Origin of the sequence: Pseudomonas sp. 9Ag, assembly GCF_902506445.1 — a bacterium.
In the GTDB taxonomy this organism is placed as follows: domain Bacteria; phylum Pseudomonadota; class Gammaproteobacteria; order Pseudomonadales; family Pseudomonadaceae; genus Stutzerimonas; species Stutzerimonas stutzeri_AB.
Genome location: NZ_LR733836.1, coordinates 3967730 through 3989501, shown reverse-complemented (window position 1 = coordinate 3989501; position 21772 = coordinate 3967730). Strand labels below are relative to the sequence as shown.

Here is a 21772-nt window from a genome sequence, read left to right as displayed (position 1 = left end):
AAAAACACGTGCGTGTATGATAACCCAAGCTCTTTGCAATTAGCTAAATCAGTGTCTTCCGGGAATATTCTTCATGCAGGCGTACCAGCGCGATTTCATTCGCTTCGCCATCGAGCGCGGGGTTTTGCGCTTCGGTGAGTTCACCTTGAAGTCCGGGCGCACCAGCCCCTACTTCTTCAACGCCGGATTGTTCGACACTGGCGCGGCGCTGGCACAATTGGGCCGCTTCTACGCCGCAGCCGTTGCCGACAGCGGCATCGATTTCGATGTGATATTCGGGCCAGCCTACAAAGGTATTCCTCTGGCGGCGGCAACGGCTATCTCCCTGGCTGAGCATCACCAGCGTGACCTGCCTTGGTGCTTTAACCGCAAGGAAGCCAAGGACCATGGCGAAGGAGGTACGTTGGTCGGCGCGCCTCTTAATGGTCGCGTGCTGATCGTCGATGACGTGATTACCGCAGGGACCGCTATTCGCGAAGTCATGCAGATCATTCAGACCCAGGGTGCGCAAGCCGCTGGCGTGCTGATTGCGCTGAACCGACAGGAGCGGGGCCAGGGCCAGCTGTCTGCCATTCAAGAAGTAGAGCAGGACTACGGCATGCCCGTCGTGAGCATTGTTTCTCTCGCTCAGGTGCTGGAGTTCCTGGGGCAGGATGAGCAGCTCAAGCGGCACTTACCTGCCGTCCAAGCGTACCGCGATCAATATGGCATCTGAGAGCGGCCCGTCAGGCCTGTTAAGTTGAGCTGATCAACGGGTTTCCGCTGTGTCCTGATTTTTGTCAGTTATTGACCAACTGTGGCTGCCCCGGCGTCCGGAAGCGGTCGTCAGTGCGGCGCTGTGGTAGCCGGCCGGCTCCCTAGTGTAATTAGCCGGGCCGCTTCGGTCTGGCGTGGTCCAGCCAAGCACCTTGCGACTCACGCTTGACCGTTGCTTTAAAAACCAACGGACAGGTCCGCGCAGTTGGTGTGCTTATTGCTGCGCAACTGTGACGGGGTTTGTATAAGCTGAGACCCTTCGGCATTAAGAAGAAACAGGCATTTGGGACTCGCAGTGCCGCATGCACCGATACGGAAGAGGCTGAAGTATGCGAATAGGGAGCAGCGCACTGTTGCTGTTGGGCTTACTGGCCTCGACGGCAGCGCAGGCTGAGCTGTACCGATATGTCGATGACAAGGGCGTTGTGGTCCTTGATCGACATGGTGTGCCGCCGCAGTTCATCGGTCGCGGTTATGAAGTCCTCAACGACCAGGGCCGCGTGACGCAGGTAGTGCCACCAGCGCCGACAGCGCAGGAACGCAAACTGCTGCTGGAAGCCAAAGCCCGAGCTGAGACTGATGCACAGTTGCTGAGACTGTATGCCAGTGTCGCTGATGTGGAGCGTGCCAAGGCGCGCAGGCTGTCAGAACTCGACAGCATTATTGGCATCACCCGCGGCAACCTCCAGTCGCTGCGGACGCAGCAGGCGAACCTGCAGAGTCAGGCGGCCAACCATGAGCGTGCTGGTCGGAAAGTGCCCGAGCAACTACTCGTACAGATCGACAATCTCGCCAAAGAACAGGCCAGTCTGAGACGGGATGTCGAACGCTACAAGCAAACCCGAAAGCAGGCCGAAGTGAGCTACGGTCGGGAGCGTGAGCGAGTGGCAGAGTTGCTCGGGCAGTCGGAGTAGCAGGTAAACCCGGACGAAAAAAAGCCCGGCTTTTCATCCGAGAAGCCGGGCTCTTTCATGACTTTTTCAGTGAGGGGCTGAAGCCTTTCGATTGGTGATCAGCGTGCCCACGCCGATGTCGGTGAAGATTTCCAGCAACACCGCATTGGGAACGCGGCCATCGATAATGTGTGCACTGTGCACGCCGCCTTGGACCGCTTCCAGTGCACAGCGAATCTTTGGCAGCATTCCGCCGTAGATCGTGCCGTCGGCAATCAAGTCGTCGACTTGCGCGGTGGTCAGCCCGGTCAGGACATGGCCCTGCTTGTCCATCAGGCCGGCAATGTTGGTCAGCAACATCAGCTTTTCGGACTGCAACGCCTCAGCGACCTTGCCGGCGACAAGGTCGGCATTGATGTTGTAGGACTCGCCGTCCGGACCAACGCCGATGGGCGCAATGACCGGAATGAAGTTGCCGCGGACGAGCATTTCCAGCAGCTCGGTATTGACCCCGGTGACTTCGCCAACCTGACCGATGTCGATGATTTCCGGTGAGGTCATTTCAGGTGTCTGACGCGTGGCCTTAAGCTTCTTCGCGCGGATCAGCTTGGCGTCTTTACCTGTCAGTCCGATGGCTGCGCCACCGTGCTGGTTAATCAGGCTCACGATGCTCTTGTTGACCTGTCCGCCGAGCACCATCTCCACCACGTCCATGGTCTGGCTGTCGGTGACCCGCATGCCATCGATGAAGCGGCTTTCGATGTTCAGACGCTTGAGCAGATCGCCGATCTGCGGGCCGCCGCCGTGCACCACCACCGGGTTAATACCTACCGCTTTCATCAACACTATGTCGCGCGCAAAGCCGGTCTTCAGCTCCTCGCTTTCCATCGCATTGCCGCCGTACTTGATGACCAGCGTCTTGCCGACGAATCGGCGGATGTAGGGCAGCGCTTCGGAAAGGACCTGGGCGAATTGGGTGGCGGCTTCACGGCTGAGGGTCATGCAGGGCTCCGCAAGTCAGAACAGCAGGGTGAGATCAGGCGCGACAGTATAGAGCTGGGCGCGGAAGACGTCCTGTATGCGCTTGAGTTCTTCCTCGGTTTCGGCTTCAAAACGCAGCACCAGTACCGGAGTAGTGTTCGAGGCGCGCACCAGGCCCCAGCCTTTCGGGTAATCGACCCGCACACCGTCGAGGGTGGTGATGTTGGCGTCGCCCCAATGGGCGTCGCGATGCAGCGACTCGATGATGGTGAACTTGCTTTCTTCGGTGACCTGAATATTGATCTCGGGTGTCGAGATATCGTTCGGGAAAGCCGAGAAGACTTGCTCTGCGTTGCGCTTGTCCTGGCTGAGGATCTCAAGCAGGCGCACGGCACTGTAGATGCCGTCATCGAATCCGTACCAGCGCTCCTTGAAAAAGATGTGTCCGCTCATCTCGCCAGCGAGCAGCGCACCGGTTTCCTTCATTTTCTTCTTGATGAGTGAATGCCCGGTCTTCCACATGACCGGACGACCGCCGTAGCCACTGATCAGCGGTGTCAGGCGGCGTGTGCATTTGACGTCGAAGATGATGTCGGCGCCGGGGTTGCGCGACACGACATCCTTGGCGAACAGCATCAGCAGGCGGTCGGGGAATACTACGCTGCCCGCATTGGTCACCACGCCGACGCGATCACCGTCGCCGTCGAAGGCCAGACCGAGGTCTGCATTCTCTGATTTCACCTTGGCGATCAGATCCTCGAGGTTCTCCAGCTTGCCTGGGTCCGGGTGATGGTTGGGGAAATTGCCATCGACCTCGCAGAACAGCGGAGTGACCTTGCAGCCCAGCGCTTCAATAAGTTGCGGCGCGATGACACCCGCGACGCCGTTGCCGCAGTCCACCACCACCTTCATCGGCTTGGCCAAGGCGATATCGTCGCGGATTCGTTTGAAGTAGCTCTCCAGCACGTCGACCTGTTCGGCCTGGCCGACACCTTCGCTGAGGTTGCCGGTTTCGATGCGCTGGCGTAGCGCCTGGATCTGCTCGTTGGCGAGGGTGTCGCCCGCGATGACGATCTTGAAGCCGTTGTAGTCAGGCGGGTTGTGGCTGCCGGTGAGCATCACGCCGGATTTTCCGGCCAGAACATTGGCGGCGTAGTAGAGCACAGGGGTCGGGACCATGCCGACGTCGCTGACGCTGCAGCCGCTGTCCACCAACCCTTGGATCAGGTGCTGGACCAACTCAGGGCCGGACAGGCGTCCGTCGCGGCCGACTGATACATTTGGCTCGCCCTGAGCCAGGCTTTCGGACCCTACTGCCCGGCCTATCCAATACGCGGTTTCGGTGGTCAGGCTGTCGCCGACCACGCCACGGATGTCGTAGGCGCGGAAGATGCTTGCAGGCAGTTGCGGGGCTTTAGCGGCGCTCATTGCAGTTTCTCGCTCCTTGGTATCGAGGCCAAGCCAGTCCTGGTCCTCGTCGAGAATGTCGATATCGAGAATGTCGGTGTCCTGGAAAAGAGGGTCGACATATTCGGTAGATGGGGGTTGCCTGACCGCGGCCTGCTCTCTGGTCGGTGCTTTGGTCGACGCCATTCCGGCGGTGCGAAGCGGCAATCGGACCAAGCTTTTCGCCAGTGCATCAAGCACTGGCAGGCTCAAAGTCGGTGTTTTGATGGTCTTGCCGTTGGAGAGTTCCTGAACCATCTGGCCCAGATGCAAGACATCTTCGCGAAGCCTCCGTTGCTGTGCGCTAAGCACTGCCTGGAGGCCGAGCAGCAAGCCGAACAATGCCGCCAGCGCCGCCACTAGGACGAGTACTGGCGAAAGGCCCGCTGCGCCAAGCGCCGGTGCCGGCAGGAAACTGATCTTCCAGTTCGGGTTGTTGCTCGGCAGGTCTATCGCGGAACCGTCCAGTCCCGCTCCGCCACGCTGCACCAGCAACTGTGTCGGGGCGCCGCTGAATTCTTGAGCCAGCCGCAGCTGCCCGGCTTCGCTTGGCAGATGCGGCAGGGTCGCCAGGAAGCGTTCCAGGCTGGTGACCAGCAGCAGTGTGCCCTGAACCGGCTGCTCAGGGCTCGGGCGCAATGCGGCGGCGCTGTAAAGCAGCCAGCGTGACCCAACCTTGAAGGCTTCGGTAGCAGGCGTTTGCCCATTTTCGGCGCGCTGCAGCATATCCAGCGCGGCAAAATTCAGGGGCCCGGGCCGGCCGGCATCCGTTCGCGCCTGGCCGCGAAGGCTGAGGTGGGCATCGATGACGCCGTCTCGATAGTTCAGCTCACGTTCGACGGCGCGTATCTGCTGCGGCTGTTCGCTGCGCAGCGCCTCGAGCAGTTGCGGATCGCTGGCGGCGGCGCGCGTGTCTTCGGCCAGTTGGCGCAGGGCCTGATTGATCGCCGAAGCCTGACTTTGGCCCCATGCCTCGGCAAGCGTGCTGGCTTGCTGCTGTTGACTGTTCTGTTGGGCAGTCCAAAGCAACGCACCCGCCACCACAAGGCCCAGCAGTCCTGGGATCAGGCCGGGTGCGAGGGTCTTAAGACCGACGCTTCGGCGCGGGCGGGGTGCGGCGGCATCGGCAGGATTGAGAACGGTGTCGTCCTTGGCGGTGCGCTTGAAGAGTTTCATGGAGCCCCTCGGTTCGTCCTGAAAAAAGGCGAGAACTATCTCAGTGGCTGCCCGAGTGGCCGAAGCCGCCGGCGCCACGCTCACTGTTGTCGAACTCATTTACCAGTTCGAACTGCGCTTGGATCACCGGGACCAGCATCAGTTGGGCGATGCGTTCTCCTATGGCGATGTTGAAGCTGGTCTGGCCGCGGTTCCAGCAGGAGACCATCAGCTCGCCCTGGTAGTCGGAGTCGATCAGGCCGACGAGATTGCCCAGCACGATGCCATGCTTGTGGCCGAGGCCAGAGCGCGGCAGGACCAGCGCCGCGAGGTTTGGGTCGGCAATGTGAATGGACAGGCCGGTAGGGATCAGCAAGGTCTGCCCAGGCTCCAGTGTCGTATCGGCTTGCAGCATGGCGCGCAGATCAAGTCCGGCAGAGCCGCTGGTGGCGTACTCAGGCAGCGGGAAATCCTTGCCAAGACGGGGGTCGAGAATCTTCGCTTGAAGTTTGTGCATGGTCAGGCCTGATGGTAACGGTCGGCGATAAAAGCGATCAGCTGGCGAGCGATATGTCCCTTGCTGGCTTGGCTGAAGCGGGTTTCGTGTTGCTGGCGGTCAATCACCGTGACGGCGTTTTCTTCGCTGTTGAAGCCAATGCTCGGGTTGGCGACGTCGTTGGCCACGATGAGGTCGAGGTTCTTGTCACGCAGTTTGCGCGTGGCGTACTCCAGCAAGTTCTCTGTCTCGGCCGCGAAGCCGACGCTGAACGGTCGATCTGTCCGCCCGGCCAGCGTGGCAAGGATGTCGGGGTTGCGGACCATCTGCAGAAGCAAGCCGTCGCCCTTGGTTGGGTCTTTTTTCAATTTGTGCGGTGCGACCACTTCTGGCCGATAGTCGGCAACCGCTGCGGCGGCAATGAACAGATCGCACGGCATCGCTGCTTCGCACGCGGCAAGCATGTCCCGGGCGCTGACCACATCGATGCGTTGAACGCGGTCGGGGGTTGGCAGAAACACCGGTCCGGCAACGAGGGTCACGCGTGCACCAGCCTCGGCGGCGGCCTCGGCCAGGGCGAACCCCATCTTCCCAGAGCTGTGATTGGTGATGTAGCGCACCGGATCGATGTTTTCCTGAGTCGGGCCGGCAGTAATCAAAAGATGCTTTCCGGTCAGCAGACTGCGTTCGAAACAATCAGCAGCCGCCTGAGCCAGATCATCCGCTTCGAGCATACGGCCGAGGCCCACATCGCCGCAGGCCTGGCTGCCGGATGCGGGGCCGAACAGGCGGATCTCTCGCTGCTCCAGCAGTGCGCGGTTGGCTTGGGTGGCAGGATCAGCCCACATGGCCTGATTCATCGCGGGCGCCAGGGCGACCGGTGCGTTGGTCGCGAGCACGAGGGTGGTCAACAGGTCGTTGGCGACGCCCTGCGCCAGACGTGCCATCAAGTCGGCAGTTGCGGGCGCCACCAGTACCAGATCGGCCCAGCGCGCCAGTTCGATATGCCCCATGGCTGCTTCTGCAGCAGGGTCGAGCAGATCCATGTGCACAGGATGGCCGGACAGGGCCTGGAGGGTTAGCGGCGTAATGAATTCACGACCGCCGCTGGTCATCACGACGCGCACTTCGGCGCCCTGGTCGCGTAGCCGGCGTACCAGCTCCGCGCTCTTGTAAGCGGCGATGCCGCCGCCGACGCCCAGGACGATGCGTTTACGATAAAGCCGCTGCATAGGCCTGCCTTGTAACGGGGTGAGAACTGGTTCCGGCGAAGGCCGGTTGCCGTGGATAAAAGGCCGCTAAGATAGCACAGCGCCCTCAGAGGACGAGGGGCTCGCTCGACATGGAGGTGACATGAGCATTCGTGACTGGCCAGCGGCGGAACGGCCGCGGGAAAAGCTGTTGGAGCAGGGCGCAGCGGCCCTGTCCGATGCGGAGCTGTTAGCCATATTCCTACGCACCGGCGTGGCCGGGAAAAGCGCGGTGGATCTGGCGCGGCATCTACTCAATGAGTTCGGCAGTCTGCGGGCTTTACTGGAAAGTGATCTCGTCCAGTTCAGTGAACACCTGGGCTTGGGGCCGGCCAAATTTGCTCAGCTGCAAGCCGTGCTGGAAATGGCGAGGCGACACCTGGCGGAGCGCATCCGGCGGGATTCGGCGCTGGAAAGCCCGCAGGCCGTGCGCGATTACCTCAAGGCACGCCTGCGGCATGAGCCGCACGAACTCTTCGGCTGTCTGTTTCTTGACTCCAAACACAGGGTGCTGGCTTTCGAGGTGCTTTTTCACGGCACCATCGACGGGGCCAGTGTGTATCCCCGTCAAGTGGTCAAGCGCGCGCTGGCGCACAATGCCGCAGCGGTCATTCTGGCCCACAATCATCCCTCGGGCGTGGCCGAGCCGAGCCAGGCTGATCGGCAACTGACGCGCAGGCTCAGCGATGCGCTGGGGCTGATCGATGTGCGGGTGCTCGATCATTTCATCGTCGGCGATGGCGAGCCGCTGTCCATGGCCGAATATGGCTGGATGTGAGCCAGCCATGTTCAGGCCAGCAGCGGTATCAGCAGCAACGGGACCAACACGCTAAGGACGAAGCGGCCGTTCCAGCCGACGGCGATGCGCCAGGGCGAGAGCTGCGCGTGGCGCGCCAGTAATACCGCAGAGGGGCCGTAGGGCGAGAGTAGCATCGCCAGCGAAAACCCGAACAGCAGCGCCACGGCCGGCTGCGTTACCGCCAAGCCCTGGCTAGCCAGCTGTGCCAACAAGGCTGCGCACACGTTCAGCGATATCAATGGTGCGACGCCGAGCAGCGCCATCGCCATGACTGACAGGGCACCGACCGCACCCAGCCCGAACAGTATCAGCGGCGTGTTTCCCAGCTGATCCGCCAGGTGATGCACCGGTAACACGGCGGCTACCAGGCCGGCGAGCAATGCTGAGCTGGCAAAAATAAACGTCTCGTTGCGCATGCCGATGAGTGTTTCGCTTACCTCGCGGAACACCTGGCGCGGCGCGATTCGCTGCCAGAGCAGGATAAAGATGACGGCGCTTGGGACCAGCAACATGGCTGCCTGGGTGGCGGACAGCCAAGTCAGCGCTGCCAGCAGGGCGATCAGGCTGATACCGATCAGGCTGCCGATCAGCAATCCACCCAGGCGACCGCCGGGCTGCTGTGTTTGTGCGCCGAGGTCGGCGTCAGGGGCCTCGGCCAGCTGTTGCAAGCGTCGGTTCTCGGCTGGCCATCCGAACAGCAGCAGGAGCAGCCCGCCAAGCAGCCCGAAGGGAAGCAGCGTGCTCCAGCTGAGGCCTGGGAGTTCGCGGGTCAGGATCGCCACCGCAACGCTGGTCGGCGCGAGCAAGGGCACCAGCGCGAATCCGCGCAAGGCGGTAACCATTACCCCACGGCGGCCTTCGCGTCGTTGAGTGTCGTTGTAGGGGCGGCGCTCAAGGTGATTTTCCAGCGAGCCGCATATCAGGTTAAGCATGCCGAAACTGAGCACCGAGCTGATCGCGAAGGTGCTCAGCAGATAGCCTGGGTAGAGCCACGCCCGCGGGCCTGCCAGCAGCAGGCGATGCAGCTCGCTGAGTTGGTGCAGACGCTTGACCAGGCAATGCATCAGGCCCAGCGCGCCGATAAAGGCCGCGTAGTAGGCGGCCGACGACAGTATGCGCGCGCCCTGCTGCCAGCTTGCATCGCCTGACAGCAGCCAGTACCCGAGTAGCGCCGCGGTGACTATTCCGAGGCGCCGCGGATAGGGCATCAGCGAGCGCCAGTGCCAGACGAAGAACAGGCCCAGCAGGGCGCCGCTGATCACGCTCAGCGGTTGGATTCGCGTTATCAGCGCCAACAGCTCGAACAATAGAGCCAGTGGCAATAGTGCGGTCATCTAGGCGGGCAGCTCCCGGCGAAGAGCGCCACGCTTGAACACGCCTTCGCCGAACGCGATCAGCCGATCCTGTTCATCCAGCAAGTCGCAGCTGGCCATGAACACCTTATGCCCGGACGAACGACACCTGGCTTGGGCTCTGACGCGACTGCCCGCAGCGGCCGCTCTGCTGAAATTGATGTTCATCGACAGCGTCAGCGCCACCCGGCAGTCGGCCGGGTCGGCTTCCCAGGTGCCGCACAAGCCCATGGCGACATCCATCAAGGTCGCCATGACGCCGCCGTGCATGTTGCTGGCATTGTTCAGATGGCGTGGCAGCAGATCCAGGGCGAGGGTGGCGTGCTCAGGGCCATAAGCCAGCAGCTCGCAGCCGATGTCCTGGAAGAAGCCGGTAACGGAGGCGTGGACCTGCAGCAGTTGGTCAGATGAGTAGTCGGTTGCGGACATGGCGTTCGATCACGGATGGCTTGCTAAGGAGACTGGCAGTCTTTAGGCTCGTGGTCAATTAGATGGAATAACGTTTCGCAGTGCGAAATAAAGATTGAGTATAAGCGGTCGCTTGCAACGCCATCTCTATTAAGGAGGTTTCCATGTTTTCCCGTATCGGCATCATCGGCGCTGGCGCTATGGGGCGCGGCATCGCGCAGCTTTTCGCCAGCGCTGGCCAGCAGGTTTGGCTCTACGACAGTCGCCCCGAAACCATCGATCAGGCCTTGCAGTTCAATCGCGAGCTGCTCGAGCGCAGCGTAGCCAAGGGGCGCATCAGTGCCGATGAGCTGACAGCAGTCCTTGAGCGCATGCAGCCGGCGCATCAGCTGGCCGAACTGTCCGGCTGCGACCTCCTGATCGAAGCCATCGTGGAAAACCTGGAAGCCAAGCAGAGTCTGTTCGTCGAGCTGGAAGGCTTGATCGCAGCCGATGCCGTCCTCGCGACCAACACCTCGTCGCTGTCAGTCACCCGCATCGCCAGTGCCTGCAAGCGGCCCGAGCGAGTGGCGGGTTACCACTTCTTCAACCCGGTGACGCTGATGAAGCTGGTCGAGGTGGTTCGCGGCGAGCGGACTGATCCGTCGGTGATCGAGCGGCTGGTGCAACTGGCCGAGCACGCCGGGCACTTTCCCGCCATCACCCCGGACACCCCCGGTTTTCTGGTCAACCACGCCGGTCGCGCTTATGGCACTGAGGCGCAGCGGATTCTCAGCGAGGGTATCGCCACGCCGGAACAGATCGACCGCATCCTGCGTGACGGCCCAGGGTTTCGAATGGGCCCGTTCGAGTTGTTCGATCTGACCGGGCTGGATATATCCCATGCGGTGATGGAGTCGGTGCATGACCAGTTCTACTACGACCCGCGCTACACCCCGTCCTATCTCGCTGCTCAGCGGGTGGCGGCCGGGTTGCTCGGACGCAAGACCGGCCAGGGCTTCTATCGCTACGAAGAAGGGCAGCAGATCCGCACGCCGGAGCCCCGCTACGAGCCGGTGATCATTGATCGACCGTTCTGGCTCGACAGTATCGAGCCCGAGCTGCGCAGCCAGGTTGGCTCAGTCCTGCAGCAGGCCGGCGCGGTATTGGAGGAGGGTGCCGAGCCTTCGGGCCAGGCGATCTGCCTGATCACGCCGCTGGGTGAGGATGCCAGCCATTGCATCGAGCGGCTGGCGCTGCCCGCGGTGCGCACCATTGCCCTGGACCCGTTCAGCGATCTCGACAAACGCCGCGTGCTGATGCGTCAGCCCGCGCTCGATCCGGGGCTGGAGGCGCAGGCACGTCAGGCGTTAGGGGCCGACGGTGTGCCCGTAGAAGTCATCAACGACTCGCCGGGCTTCGTCAGTCAGCGCATCGTGGCCAGTATCGTCAATCTGGGGTGCGAGATCGCCCAGAAGGGCATTGCCTCTCCGGAAACACTCGACCGCGCTGTAACGGTGGCCCTCGGCTATCCAAAGGGTCCGCTGGGGTTTGCTGCGCACTACAACCCGGCCCGCATCCTGACCATTCTCGAGGGCATGCAGCGCTGCTACGGGCAGGAACCGCGCTATCGCCCAAGCCCTTGGTTGCGGCGCCGGGTGCAGCTCGGTCTGTCGTTGACGGCGCCGGATCAGGCGCGCTAAGGCGAACGCCTGAGCGCAAGTTCAGACTAAGCGCCGCTTAAGGTTGGCTGCATCCAGCCGCTAAACCGGTAAGTCTGCCGCGCCGGACGATTGCAGCGTTTTGAGCAATCGTACCGTGCTCGGCAAGGCCATGTGCCACCAAGGGACAATGTTCTTTGTTGGCAGAGGTGGTACAACGCCTTTTTACCGGATGAAAACAAGAGGCCACCGATGCGCCCAACCTTCCGCCTACACCCCAAGGCCTGTCTGTTGCACGCGACGGCGTTGTTGGGATTGCTGCTGTTTCATGGCTGGATGGAGCTGCCGTTCTATCTGACGGCGATTTCCGTTCTGCTACTGGCCCTTTGGCCCTGGCTGGGGCCGTGGCGCACAGCGGCGAAAGCCCCGGTTGCTGAAGACGCCAGCGAGCTGAGCTCCGCTGCGCTGAGCAAGAGCCTCTCCCGGCATACCTGCCATAACGCGCTGTCGGCCGCTCAGGTGTCGTTCAGTGCTGAACAACTGGCGGCACGGCTACAGTCGCAGCTGGTCGCGGTCAGCGAGATTGCCAATGGCGCCGAGGCGATGACCGCGACGGAGCAGGACAGCGCTGTCCGAGCGCGGCAGGCTTTGGAGGCGGCCGAGGCCGTGCGGCGCAGCAGTGATACCGGCCGCGTTGAGCTCCAACATGCTATCGAACGCATGCAGCAGCTCAGCGCACAGACCGAGGCCAGCCGCGAACTGCTTGATGGGCTCTCGGCCCGTACCGAAGAGATCCGTCAGATCACCGAGGTGATTCAATCCATCGCCAGCCAGACCAATCTGCTTGCGCTCAATGCCGCGATCGAAGCCGCGCGCGCCGGTGAAGCCGGGCGTGGCTTTGCCGTGGTCGCTGATGAGGTGCGCAACCTGGCCGGACGCACCAGTAGCGCCACCGAAGAGGTCGGTCGGATGGTCAGCGATATCCGCGAGCAAAGTGGCGCGGTGGTCAGCCATATTCAGAAGCAGGCCAGTGAACTGGACGAGGCCGCCGCTCAGATCGCAGGGACGGGTACGCAGCTGAGCGGAATTGCTGATCTGGCTGGCAATGTCGAAACCCAGGTGGCGGAGATTGCGGCCGGCACGGCAAGCAATCATGAGCGACTGGCGCAGTTGTTCGTCGCGCTAGAGCAGTTGCGTGGCGACGCACTGGAGAGCGAGACCCAGACGCGCCAGCTCGAACAGGCGGCAGAGAAGCTGGTCGAGCAGGCGGAAACGGTCAGCGAACAGCTCGCCGAGGTCCAGCTGGATGCCTACCATCAGGACGTTTTCGACCTGGCGCGCGAAGGCGCGGCGGCCATCGGTGCGCGTTTCGAGGCGGACCTGCAAGCCGGGCGCTTGACTCTCGAAGATCTGTTCGACCGTAATTACCGGGCGCAGCCGGGCACCAACCCGATTCGTTACAACACCCGCTTCGATCGCTATGCCGACGACGTACTACCTGCGATTCAGGAGCCCTTGCTCGCGCGCAGCGAGGCGTTGGTTTACGCCATCGCCACCACACCCGACGGCTACGTTCCGACCCACAACCGTGCTTTTAGCCAGCCGCCGGTGGGAGATCCTGAGATCGACAAGGTCAAGAGCCGCAGCAAACGCCTGTTCAATGACCGCACCGGCGCGCGCTGCGGCAGCCACGAGCGCAAGGTGCTGTTGCAGACCTACAGCCGTGATACCGGCGAGCTGATGCATGACCTTTCGGTGCCGATCATGGTTGGCGGGCGCCATTGGGGTGGTCTGCGATTGGGCTACCGCCCGGAGCCATAGCCGAGCCGCTGAATGGCGCAAGCGCCATGACCTTTGGCGCTCAACCACCGCACGAAACCGCGCGGCGGCTTGCCGAGCTGGCTAAGCTTGCAGGTCAGGCTATTCGGAGTTCGTCCCGTGAAAACACTCGCCGATCACCTCGCCCAATACGCGGCTTATCACCGAGACCCGCGCAACCTGCTCAGTCATTTTATCGGCATTCCGATGATCGTCCTGGCTGTCGCCGTGCTGCTATCGCGACCAGGTCTGGACGCGTTTGGACTGTGGATAAGCCCGGTTGTGCTGGTTGCATTAGCCTCGACACTGTTCTATCTGCGGTTGGACCTGCGCTTCGGCGTGCTGATGGGGGCGGTGCTGCTGCTCTGCGTCTGGGTCGGCGCAGCGCTTGCCCAGCAGTCGACAACGCTATGGCTGACCGCCGGGGCCGGTTTGTTCGTGGTCGGCTGGGTCATTCAGTTCATCGGTCATTACTTCGAAGGGCGCAAGCCCGCATTTGTCGACGACCTGACCGGACTGATCATCGGGCCGCTGTTCGTGGCGGCTGAACTGGGCTTCATGCTGGGTCTGCGCGAGCCACTGCGCCACGCTATCGAGGCGCGGGTTGGCCCTGTGCAGCTGCGACAGCAGGCGGCTGATGCATGAATGGTGAGTGCTCAGTCGGGTGCGAGCGCCATCCATTGGTTGCTGAGGCTGCGAGCGTGGCGATCAACCATGATCGGGGCGAAAGCGCGGCCTGAGGCGGTATTGAAGCTGTTATTGCCGCTGTTCATGTCTTCGAGCGCAACCTTGAGAAATTCCCAACGCGTCTTCAACTTGGCGATGGCCGCATTCGACTTCCCGTCCAGCGCCGCCAGTTGCTCGTCGATCGACGGTACGAGGCGGCGTTCATCCTGACCGAGATAGGTGTCCGGCTGTTCGCGCGCGGTTTCGAAAGAGCCGACATAGGCGCGGCTCAGGTACTGAACGGTAAGGTATTCCACCTTGGCCGGAAGCTCGGCACGCACGTCGGCGCCTTGCTGGCTACGCACCGCCGTCAGGAAATCGCGTAGCGCCTTGCTCATCTGCAACGGCCAGCCCCAGGGCATGTCGTCCTCTTCACGGCCGAAGCTCGCGCCTTCACGCAGCGTTGTCTGCAGGACCTGATGCAATTGGTGCAGGTCATTGCGAGCGCCGGGAAAGCTGTCGACGGTCTCAGCGAGCGAACTGAGATCGCTCTCCATTCGGGCCAGGTGCGCTTTCTGAAAGCCTTCGCCCCGATAGAGCAACAGGCTGCTGGTGGCGCGGTTGGCATGGATCTGCATGCTTTCCAGCGCGGTGAAGGTCTGAGCGTGGGCAGGATTGAGCAGCGCTGGAAACCAGCACCCCAGCAAAACCACCATCCATAGCCACTTGCGATGAGTCATGTTGCGCTCCCTTTTTATTTTTATAGAAGCAGGTGCCAGGCTGTAGAACCAGCACGGCATAGGCTCGGTAGCCTAGCTAAGGGGTGGCGCTCTGGTATCACACAAAGGAATTAATTCTGCTGGGAAGGCCGTTTGCGCGGCAAGATTGGCGGAAGTGACACGAAACCCCTTGCGCTTATTGCAGTATCAGAGCATTCGCTCCAGTCCGATCACTCGGCTGAACCAAGCATTGAACCGTCGCCACGCACCGCCCGGTTCGTGCAGCAATACCTTTCGTTGCCCGTCATCTTCAGCGATCCAGATCAACCGCGCCTTGTCGTTGCGCTCGATCAGTCGCACTTCATAGCTGACGGCGGGCGAAGTACCTTCCTGCGTGAGCTCGTGTACTTCGCTGGCCAATTGGGGACTGTCGATAAGGATGCCCACCTCGGTGTTCCAAAGGACTGAGCGAGGATCAAAGTTCAGCGAGCCGAGGAAGACCTTTTCCTGATCGAACACGGCGGCTTTGCTGTGCAAGCTGGACTCGGAATCGCCGGTGAGGCTGTAAGCCGTTTCCTGATCTGGTTGTCGGCGCAACTCGAATAATCTCACTCCTGCTTTCAGCAGCTCGGCGCGGTAGGGCGCATAACCACCATGCACGGCGGGCACGTCGGTGGCTTCCAGGGAATTCGTCAGAATTCGTACTGCAACGCCGTGGCTGGCGTGTTCTGCCAGGTAGTCGGCGCCTTGCTCGGTGGGTACGAAGTAGGCTGAGATCAACGTCAGGGATCTTCTTACCCCATCCATGCTGGGCTGAAGCTGGGTGGTCAGCAGCAGGCTTTCATCCGGGATGCCGGGCGCTTCGATCTTGTCAGGGTGATCCCAGAGCGCTTCGCCAGGTGCCCAGATGAGATCGCTCAGCCAGTGACTAGGCGCGGTCTGCAGCTCACTCATCAGGTGCTGATAGCGGCGCTCGTTCTTGCGTCGTTCAGCCTGCAGATAATCAGTGATATCGCGGCGGGCAAGCTCCAGGTCCGCTTTGCTGGGGGGATCGCGCAAGAACTGCTGGATCGGCACGCTCAGCGAATGGTTCCAGTACTGGTCGAAGCTGACCACCAGCTGCTCGGCGACCGGGCCGGCGGCGAGCAGGTCGATATCGGTGAAGTTGAAACTCTGGTCGGCATCGAAGTATTCGTCGCCCAGGTTGCGCCCGCCGACAATGGCCAGGCTGCCGTCAGCAAGCATCAGTTTGTTATGCATGCGTCGATGTTGCTGGGCGAGGTTGAGCAGCCGACCCAGCGAACGGGTAATCGAGGTGCTGCGGCCGATATGCAGCGGATTGAACACGCGGATCAGGATATTCGGGTGTGCTGCCAGCGTGGCGATCTGGTAATCGCTGCCATCGCTGGTGGTGTCATCGAGCAGCAGACGTACCCTGACGCCACGGTCGGCCGCACGCAGGACTTCCTCTATAAGCGCACGTGTGCTGAGGCCATCGTGGACGATGTAATACTGCACATCGAGGCTCGTCCTGGCCTGACGAATCATCTGCATGCGCGCTGCAAAGGCTTCGGCGCTGTCGGACAGCAAGCGAAATCCGGAGGTCCCCGCAGGCTGCGCTGCTGCCAGCGCCTCGACTCGTTGGGTCAGAACCGAATCCTGAGCGGGCAGCGCGTAAGACGTAGGGGTGGGCGTAACCTGGCCGGCACAGCCAGCCAGTAACAGCACTGCCACAAGTAGCAGGCGCATGCGCAATTTCACTCCTGTCGATTGTTATGTTTCCTCGACGGATTGGACGCCAGCGCAACGGCGAAATTCAGAACTCGTCTTTAAGCCGGTGCCAGAGCATGCCCAAGGCAAGGAGCGGTGAACGCAGCCGCTGACCACCAGGGAAGGTCGGGTGTGGCACGCGGGAGAACAGGTCGAAGCGCCCCTCGAGTTGTCCGCTGATGGCTTCGGCCAGCAGGCGCCCGGCCAGATGCGTGGCGTTCAGACCGTGCCCGGCATAGGCCTGGGCGTAGTACACGTTTGGTTGGTCTGGCAATCGCCCGATCTGAGGAAGGCGGTTGGCGCCAATCCCGATCATGCCGCCCCACTGGAAATCGATGCGGGTATTACGCAGGCGGGGGAACACCTCAAGCATTTTTGGCTGCATGTAGGCGGCGATGTCCTTTGGGTCGCGTCCGGAGTAGTGGCAGGCGCCGCCAAATAGTAGTCGGCCGTCGGCCGACAGGCGAAAGTAGTCCAGCGCTACGCGTTGATCGCAGACCGCCATGTTCTGCGGCAGCAATTCCTGTCTGACCGCTTCAGGCAGCGGCTCGGTGGCGATGATGTAACTGCCGGCGGGTAGCACCTTGCCGGCCAGCGATTTGTTCAGCGAACCCAGGTAGGCATTGCCGGCCAGCACGAGCTGGTCAGCGCGCACGCTGCCCTGCGCTGTGTGCACGCGGACCTGCGGGCCATAGTCGATCCGTTCGACCGCGGATCGCTCGTAGAGCCGGACCCCGAGCGACTGTGCCGCAGCCGCTTCGCCCAGTGCCAGGTTGAGTGGATGAAGATGGCCCGACCCCATGTCGATCAGGCCGCCCACATAGCGATCGGAGCCGATGACCTCGCGCATGGCCTCCTTCGGTACCCGTCTTAACGGATGCGGGTAGCCCAGGCGCTGAAGATCGGTGTAATCCGCTTCGAAGCCGTCAAGGTGACGCTGTTTCGTTGCAAGATCGCAGTAACCCCAGGTCAGGTCGCATTGAATGGTGTAACGCTCGATACGCTCGCGCACGATGTCTACCGCTTCAAAACCCATGCGCTTGAGATCGTCCACGCCCCTGTCACCCAGCACCGGCTGAAACTGCTCGACGTCGTGCCCGACGCCCCGAATCAGCTGCCCGCCGTTGCGGCCGCTGGCGCCCCAACCGATGCGGTGGGCTTCCAGCACCACCACGGAAAACCCGCGTTCGGCCAGTTCGATGGCCGTGTTGAGTCCGCTGAAGCCACCGCCGACGATACAGACGTCGGCGCTCTGTTCGCCTTGCAAGGGCGCGAACTCAAGCGGCTGATTGGCAGTGGCGGCGTAGTAGGACGCGGCGTGATCGTGGGAATTGGAGGCCGGGTGGCGGTTAGTCATGGTTGAGCCTTGGACGGTTTGCCTGGCCGAAGGGTAGACCGGACTGGTGCCGCTGGGCAAAAGCGCAGCGTTTCGGGTCAATCTGGAACGGGCAGTTCCAGGGACTCCTTTACCTCTTCCATGACGATGTAACTCTTGGATTCGCGCACATGCGGCAGTTTAAGCAGGATGTCACCTAGCAGTTTGCGATACGACGCCATTTCCGAGATCCGGGCCTTGATCAGGTAGTCGAAATCGCCTGACACCAGGTGGCACTCCAGCACATGCGGCAGTTTCAGCACGGCACGGCGGAACTCCTCGAAAATGTCGCCTGACTTGTAGGCCAGGCTGATCTCCACGAATACCAGCAGCCCGCCCTTCAGATGCTGAGGATTCAGCCTCGCGGTGTAGCCCATGATGATGCCTTCCCGCTCCAGGCGCCTGACGCGCTCGGTGCATGGCGTGGTCGACAGACCGATGCGCTCGCCCAGTTCTGTAAACGGCATGCGCCCTTCGGCTTGTAGCAAGCGAAGGATTTGCCGGTCGATCTTGTCCAGTTCGCGGCGGGTCTGGTGCTTGGTTCGCATAGGCGTATCGCCTCTGTTATCGCTGTTTATGGCGTGAATAAATCGCAAATATAGCCGTTTATATAGCGAAATACACTGCACGCCGCTTTCTATACTCCGCAGTAACAGTGATTAGAAAAAGCCCGGTAGCACGGGTGGGAGGCAGCGATGCGTGTTCTGGTGATGGGTAGCGGCGTGATTGGCACCACCAGTGCCTACTATCTGGCGCGAGCGGGCTTCGAGGTCGTGGTAGTCGATCGTCAGCCAGCCGTGGCGATGGAAACGAGCTTTGCCAATGCCGGCCAGGTCTCCCCTGGCTACGCATCACCCTGGGCCGCGCCCGGTGTGCCCCTGAAAGCCATGAAGTGGCTGATGCAACGCCATGCGCCGCTCGCCATCAAGCTCACCGGCGATACCCAGCAATACCTGTGGATGGCGCAGATGCTGCGCAATTGCACGGCGGCGCGCTATGCGGTGAACAAGGAGCGCATGGTTCGGCTGTCAGAATACAGTCGCGATTGCCTCGACGAGCTGCGTGCAGAAACCGGTATCGATTACGAAGGCCGGCAATGCGGCACGACCCAGCTGTTCCGGACCCAGGCCCAGCTGGATAACGCGGCCAAGGACATCGCCGTGCTGCAGGCGTCCGGTGTGCCCTATGAGCTGCTCGATCGCGCCGGCATTGCGCGGGCCGAACCGGCGCTTGCCAGGGTTTCGGACAAGCTCAGTGGCGCGCTTCGCCTGCCTAACGATCAGACCGGCGATTGTCAGATGTTCACCACCAAACTTGCCGAAATGGCTCGCGAGTTGGGCGTCGAGTTCCGCTTCAATCAAGACATTCAGCGACTGCAGTTCGGGGGTGACCGGCTCGAAGGCGTCTGGATCGATGGCAAGCTGGAAACGGCCGATCGCTACGTGCTGGCGCTGGGCAGCTACAGCCCGCAGATGCTCAAGCCGCTCGGCATTCGCGCGCCGGTATACCCGCTCAAGGGTTATTCGTTGACCGTGCCGATCAGTGACCCTGCGATGGCGCCAGTTTCAACCGTGCTCGACGAGACCTACAAAGTCGCCATCACCCGCTTCGATCAACGCATACGGGTTGGCGGTATGGCCGAAATTGCTGGCCACGATCTTTCGCTCAATCCGCGGCGTCGCGAGACCCTGGAAATGGTTGTCGGCGATCTGTTTCCACAGGGTGGCGATCCCGCCACTGCCGAACTCTGGACAGGCCTGCGCCCGGCCACGCCGGACGGCACGCCAATCATCGGTGGTACAAGCTATCGCAACCTGTATCTGAACACTGGGCACGGTACGCTTGGCTGGACCATGGCCTGTGGTTCTGGCCGCTTGCTGGCCGATATGCTGGCGAGAAAGCGCACGCAGATCAGTACCGACGGCCTCGATATTTCCCGCTACGGCACCAACAAGGAATCGCACAAGCATGCCCATACAGCGCCTGCACACTAACGCTCGCATGAGTCAGATCGTCATTCACGGCAACACGGTCTATCTGGCCGGTCAGGTGGGTGAGGACATGAGCGCGGGAATCGAGCAGCAGACCCGCGAGACCCTCGACAACATCGAACGCCTTTTGCGGCAGGCGGGTACTGATAAGCAGCACATCCTTTCGGTGACCATTTACCTGAAGGACATCGATGCCGATTTTGCCGGGATGAACGCCGTCTGGGACCAGTGGTTGCCAGAGGGAGTCGCCCCGGCCAGGGCCACGGTCGAAGCCAAGTTGTGCGAGCCGGAGATCCTGGTCGAACTATCAGTGGTGGCTGCGTTGCCGGCATAACCGGATCGCTGCATGGCAGGATCTGTCATTTCGTCCCGTTGTGTTGAAAATACTGAACGCCCTCGCCATCATAGCGCCCTCAGCATTCGCTCTTATTGGGGGCTCCCGTATTGGACGTCGGTGTTCGACTGCAAACCATCCGCAAGCTCAAGGGTTTGTCCCAGCGTGAGCTCGCCAAACGTGCGGGCGTTACCAACAGCACGATTTCCATGATCGAGAAAAACAGCGTCAGCCCGTCGATCAGTTCGCTGAAGAAGGTGCTGAGCGGCATCCCGATGTCGCTGGTCGAGTTTTTCTCCCCTGATTTTGAGCAGGACAGTGATACCCAGGTGGTCTACAAGGCTGGGGAGCTGATCGATATTTCCGACGGCGCTATCAGCATGAGGCTTGTGGGCAAGGCACATCCGGGGCGCGCGATCGCCTTTCTTGCCGAAACCTATCCGCCTGGCGCCGATACTGGCACCGACATGCTGGCGCACCAGGGCGAAGAAGCAGGCATGTTGGTCGAGGGTCGCCTGGAGCTGACGGTGAGCGGCCAGACCTATTTGCTGGAAACAGGCGACAGCTATTACTTCGAGAGCAGCAAGCCGCATCGCTTCCATAACCCGTTTGACGCGCCGGCAAAGCTGATCAGTGCCACCACGCCGGCCAACTTCTAGCCGGTACCGCTGGTCCATTCCTCGTTCAGTCGATCTGTGCGACAAAGCGTCGCTGGGGATGACAGGGCCTTTCGTATTGTTTCGGCGGGCATGGCTTGCCGTTATACTGACCGCCGCTCGCGATACCGTGGCCGCGGGCGTGTCTAGCCACATGAGGGTATAAGGTGAACCTGATTAAGAAGATCCTGGTAGCACAGACTGCCGTACTGGCCTTGTGGGCAGTGAGCGCTCAGGCTGCGACCAACGACGACATCGCCGAGCGCCTCAAGCCGGTGGGCGAGGTTTGTATTCAAGGTGAAGAGTGCGCAGCGGCCGGTCCGGCAGCTGCTGCCGCTGGTGGCGGCGCGCTGAGCGGTGAAGAAGTGGTCGGCAAGTTCTGCAACGCCTGCCACGGCACCGGTCTGCTGAACTCGCCAAAGGTCGGCGATACGGCGGCCTGGCAAGCGCGTGCTGATGAGAAGGGCGGTCTGGATGCGCTGTTGGCCAACGCCATCACCGGTATCAACGCCATGCCGCCGAAAGGCACTTGCGCCAGCTGCTCGGATGACGAGCTGATGGCTGCAATCAAGCAGATGTCCGGCCTCTAAGCTTCAGCCGGTCAGATCGAGCCGCCTCCGGGCGGCTTTGTCGTGTCTGGAGGGGAGAAAAGCGGCGCCGCAGCGGGTCGAAACTTGAAACCCGTTCCCTGGGCCAAGGCGATTGCTGGTCTAGGCAAGCAGATGAGGTGCCCATGCCCAGCTCCGCCCCGCAACCCGAACAACTGCACTTTTCCAGTGACGGTCGTACGCCAAACAGCTCGCATCCGGTGCTGGTGTACCGGCAGTTGCCGCTAGCCGGAAATGACTACGCCGGCGCGTTCGAAAATCTGTTCAACAGTCATCTGTGGCCCGCCCAATGGCGTGCCGGCGTGTATGACTACCATCACTACCATTCCACCGCGCACGAGGTGCTTGGCGTTTCCTGTGGTTCGGCGCGGTTGAAGCTCGGCGGCGAACAGGGGCAGGAAGTCGAGGTGCGTGCGGGCGATGCGCTGGTGCTGCCAGCCGGGACCGGCCATTGCCAGCTCAGCGCCAGTGATGATTTCGAAGTGGTCGGCGGTTACCCGCTAGAGCAGCAATACGACCTGCTGCGGCCGGATGAAGGCAGTCATGACGAGGCGCAAGCGCGCGCTCAGCGGGTCAGCGTACCGGTAAGCGATCCGGTGGCTGGCACGCAGGGCGCGCTGGTTGATCTGTGGCGCAAAGAGTAAGCCGCAGGCAGCAGC

Annotated in this window: 21 protein-coding genes; 11 read left to right on the top strand and 10 right to left on the bottom strand. The window is 61.7% G+C overall.

Going from position 1 to position 21772, the window contains the following annotated elements; genetic code table 11:
- Nucleotides 1-73 precede the first annotated feature (73 nt).
- The gene (gene pyrE, locus ALTERO38_RS18190; protein ID WP_159969237.1) at nucleotides 74-715 is read left to right on the top strand and encodes an orotate phosphoribosyltransferase; all 642 of its coding nucleotides are present in this window, start codon (nucleotides 74-76) and stop codon (nucleotides 713-715) included.
- A gap of 370 nt (nucleotides 716-1085) precedes the next feature.
- The gene (locus ALTERO38_RS18185) at nucleotides 1086-1670 is read left to right on the top strand and encodes a DUF4124 domain-containing protein (RefSeq protein ID WP_178114605.1); all 585 of its coding nucleotides are present in this window, start codon (nucleotides 1086-1088) and stop codon (nucleotides 1668-1670) included.
- 66 nt (nucleotides 1671-1736) lie between these two features.
- Here ALTERO38_RS18185 and argB read toward each other — a convergent pair whose 3' ends face one another.
- The 4 genes from argB to coaBC form a co-directional block, all read right to left on the bottom strand.
- Nucleotides 1737-2651: an acetylglutamate kinase gene (argB, locus tag ALTERO38_RS18180; protein ID WP_159969236.1), complete on the bottom strand. Its 915-nt coding sequence runs from the start codon at nucleotides 2649-2651 to the stop codon at nucleotides 1737-1739.
- Between the two features lie 15 nt (nucleotides 2652-2666).
- Nucleotides 2667-4058 carry a phosphomannomutase/phosphoglucomutase gene (gene algC / locus ALTERO38_RS18175; protein WP_218581741.1) on the bottom strand — a complete coding sequence of 464 codons (1392 nt, stop codon included), beginning with the start codon at nucleotides 4056-4058 and terminating at the stop codon, nucleotides 2667-2669.
- A gap of 1234 nt (nucleotides 4059-5292) precedes the next feature.
- Complete coding sequence (gene dut / locus ALTERO38_RS18170; RefSeq protein ID WP_102837737.1) at nucleotides 5293-5748, bottom strand: dUTP diphosphatase; 456 nt, start codon at nucleotides 5746-5748, stop codon at nucleotides 5293-5295.
- 2 nt (nucleotides 5749-5750) lie between these two features.
- Entirely contained in the window at nucleotides 5751-6959 is a 1209-nt protein-coding gene (coaBC, locus tag ALTERO38_RS18165; protein ID WP_159969234.1) for a bifunctional phosphopantothenoylcysteine decarboxylase/phosphopantothenate--cysteine ligase CoaBC, read from the bottom strand.
- A 121-nt stretch (nucleotides 6960-7080) separates the two neighbouring features.
- On the opposite strand from coaBC, the gene radC reads away from it, so the two are divergent.
- Nucleotides 7081-7755 carry a DNA repair protein RadC gene (gene radC, locus ALTERO38_RS18160; RefSeq protein WP_148923922.1) on the top strand — a complete coding sequence of 225 codons (675 nt, stop codon included), beginning with the start codon at nucleotides 7081-7083 and terminating at the stop codon, nucleotides 7753-7755.
- A gap of 11 nt (nucleotides 7756-7766) precedes the next feature.
- Here radC and ALTERO38_RS18155 read toward each other — a convergent pair whose 3' ends face one another.
- Complete coding sequence (locus ALTERO38_RS18155) at nucleotides 7767-9110, bottom strand: hypothetical protein (RefSeq protein WP_159969233.1); 1344 nt, start codon at nucleotides 9108-9110, stop codon at nucleotides 7767-7769.
- On the bottom strand, nucleotides 9111-9557 hold the full coding sequence (locus tag ALTERO38_RS18150) for a PaaI family thioesterase (protein ID WP_159969232.1): 447 nt from the start codon (nucleotides 9555-9557) through the stop codon (nucleotides 9111-9113).
- Between the two features lie 143 nt (nucleotides 9558-9700).
- On the opposite strand from ALTERO38_RS18150, the gene ALTERO38_RS18145 reads away from it, so the two are divergent.
- From ALTERO38_RS18145 to ALTERO38_RS18135, 3 genes are all read left to right on the top strand, one after another.
- Nucleotides 9701-11218, top strand: a complete 1518-nt coding sequence (locus ALTERO38_RS18145) for a 3-hydroxyacyl-CoA dehydrogenase (protein WP_159969231.1) — start codon at nucleotides 9701-9703, stop codon at nucleotides 11216-11218.
- Between the two features lie 210 nt (nucleotides 11219-11428).
- Complete coding sequence (locus ALTERO38_RS18140; protein WP_159969230.1) at nucleotides 11429-12997, top strand: methyl-accepting chemotaxis protein; 1569 nt, start codon at nucleotides 11429-11431, stop codon at nucleotides 12995-12997.
- Nucleotides 12998-13114: 117 nt separating this feature from the next.
- Nucleotides 13115-13639 (top strand): DUF962 domain-containing protein, encoded by a 525-nt coding sequence (locus ALTERO38_RS18135; RefSeq protein WP_159969229.1) that lies wholly within the window; start codon nucleotides 13115-13117, stop codon nucleotides 13637-13639.
- 11 nt (nucleotides 13640-13650) lie between these two features.
- Here the strand turns inward: ALTERO38_RS18135 and ALTERO38_RS18130 are convergent, their stop codons facing one another.
- The 4 genes from ALTERO38_RS18130 to ALTERO38_RS18115 form a co-directional block, all read right to left on the bottom strand.
- On the bottom strand, nucleotides 13651-14400 hold the full coding sequence (locus ALTERO38_RS18130; protein ID WP_159969228.1) for a hypothetical protein: 750 nt from the start codon (nucleotides 14398-14400) through the stop codon (nucleotides 13651-13653).
- Between the two features lie 186 nt (nucleotides 14401-14586).
- Nucleotides 14587-16134, bottom strand: coding sequence for a phospholipase D family protein (locus ALTERO38_RS18125; protein WP_159969227.1), 1548 nt, complete (start codon nucleotides 16132-16134; stop codon nucleotides 14587-14589).
- A 61-nt stretch (nucleotides 16135-16195) separates the two neighbouring features.
- Nucleotides 16196-17506 carry an FAD-binding oxidoreductase gene (locus ALTERO38_RS18120; RefSeq protein ID WP_159969226.1) on the bottom strand — a complete coding sequence of 437 codons (1311 nt, stop codon included), beginning with the start codon at nucleotides 17504-17506 and terminating at the stop codon, nucleotides 16196-16198.
- A gap of 77 nt (nucleotides 17507-17583) precedes the next feature.
- Nucleotides 17584-18072 (bottom strand): Lrp/AsnC ligand binding domain-containing protein, encoded by a 489-nt coding sequence (locus tag ALTERO38_RS18115; protein ID WP_021207170.1) that lies wholly within the window; start codon nucleotides 18070-18072, stop codon nucleotides 17584-17586.
- 147 nt (nucleotides 18073-18219) lie between these two features.
- Between ALTERO38_RS18115 and dadA the strand changes: the two genes are divergently transcribed.
- The 5 genes from dadA to ALTERO38_RS18090 all read left to right on the top strand — a co-directional run bounded on the left by dadA (nucleotide 18220) and on the right by ALTERO38_RS18090 (nucleotide 21757).
- Complete coding sequence (gene dadA / locus ALTERO38_RS18110; protein ID WP_159969225.1) at nucleotides 18220-19518, top strand: D-amino acid dehydrogenase; 1299 nt, start codon at nucleotides 18220-18222, stop codon at nucleotides 19516-19518.
- Nucleotides 19493-19849, top strand: a complete 357-nt coding sequence (locus tag ALTERO38_RS18105; RefSeq protein WP_148923914.1) for a RidA family protein — start codon at nucleotides 19493-19495, stop codon at nucleotides 19847-19849. The genes dadA and ALTERO38_RS18105 overlap by 26 nt, the downstream gene beginning before the upstream one ends.
- A gap of 110 nt (nucleotides 19850-19959) precedes the next feature.
- On the top strand, nucleotides 19960-20508 hold the full coding sequence (locus ALTERO38_RS18100; RefSeq protein ID WP_102837724.1) for a cupin domain-containing protein: 549 nt from the start codon (nucleotides 19960-19962) through the stop codon (nucleotides 20506-20508).
- 164 nt (nucleotides 20509-20672) lie between these two features.
- Nucleotides 20673-21095, top strand: a complete 423-nt coding sequence (locus tag ALTERO38_RS18095) for a cytochrome c5 family protein (RefSeq protein WP_045431069.1) — start codon at nucleotides 20673-20675, stop codon at nucleotides 21093-21095.
- A gap of 143 nt (nucleotides 21096-21238) precedes the next feature.
- Nucleotides 21239-21757, top strand: coding sequence for a cupin domain-containing protein (locus ALTERO38_RS18090; RefSeq protein ID WP_159969224.1), 519 nt, complete (start codon nucleotides 21239-21241; stop codon nucleotides 21755-21757).
- Nucleotides 21758-21772: the final 15 nt, after the last annotated feature.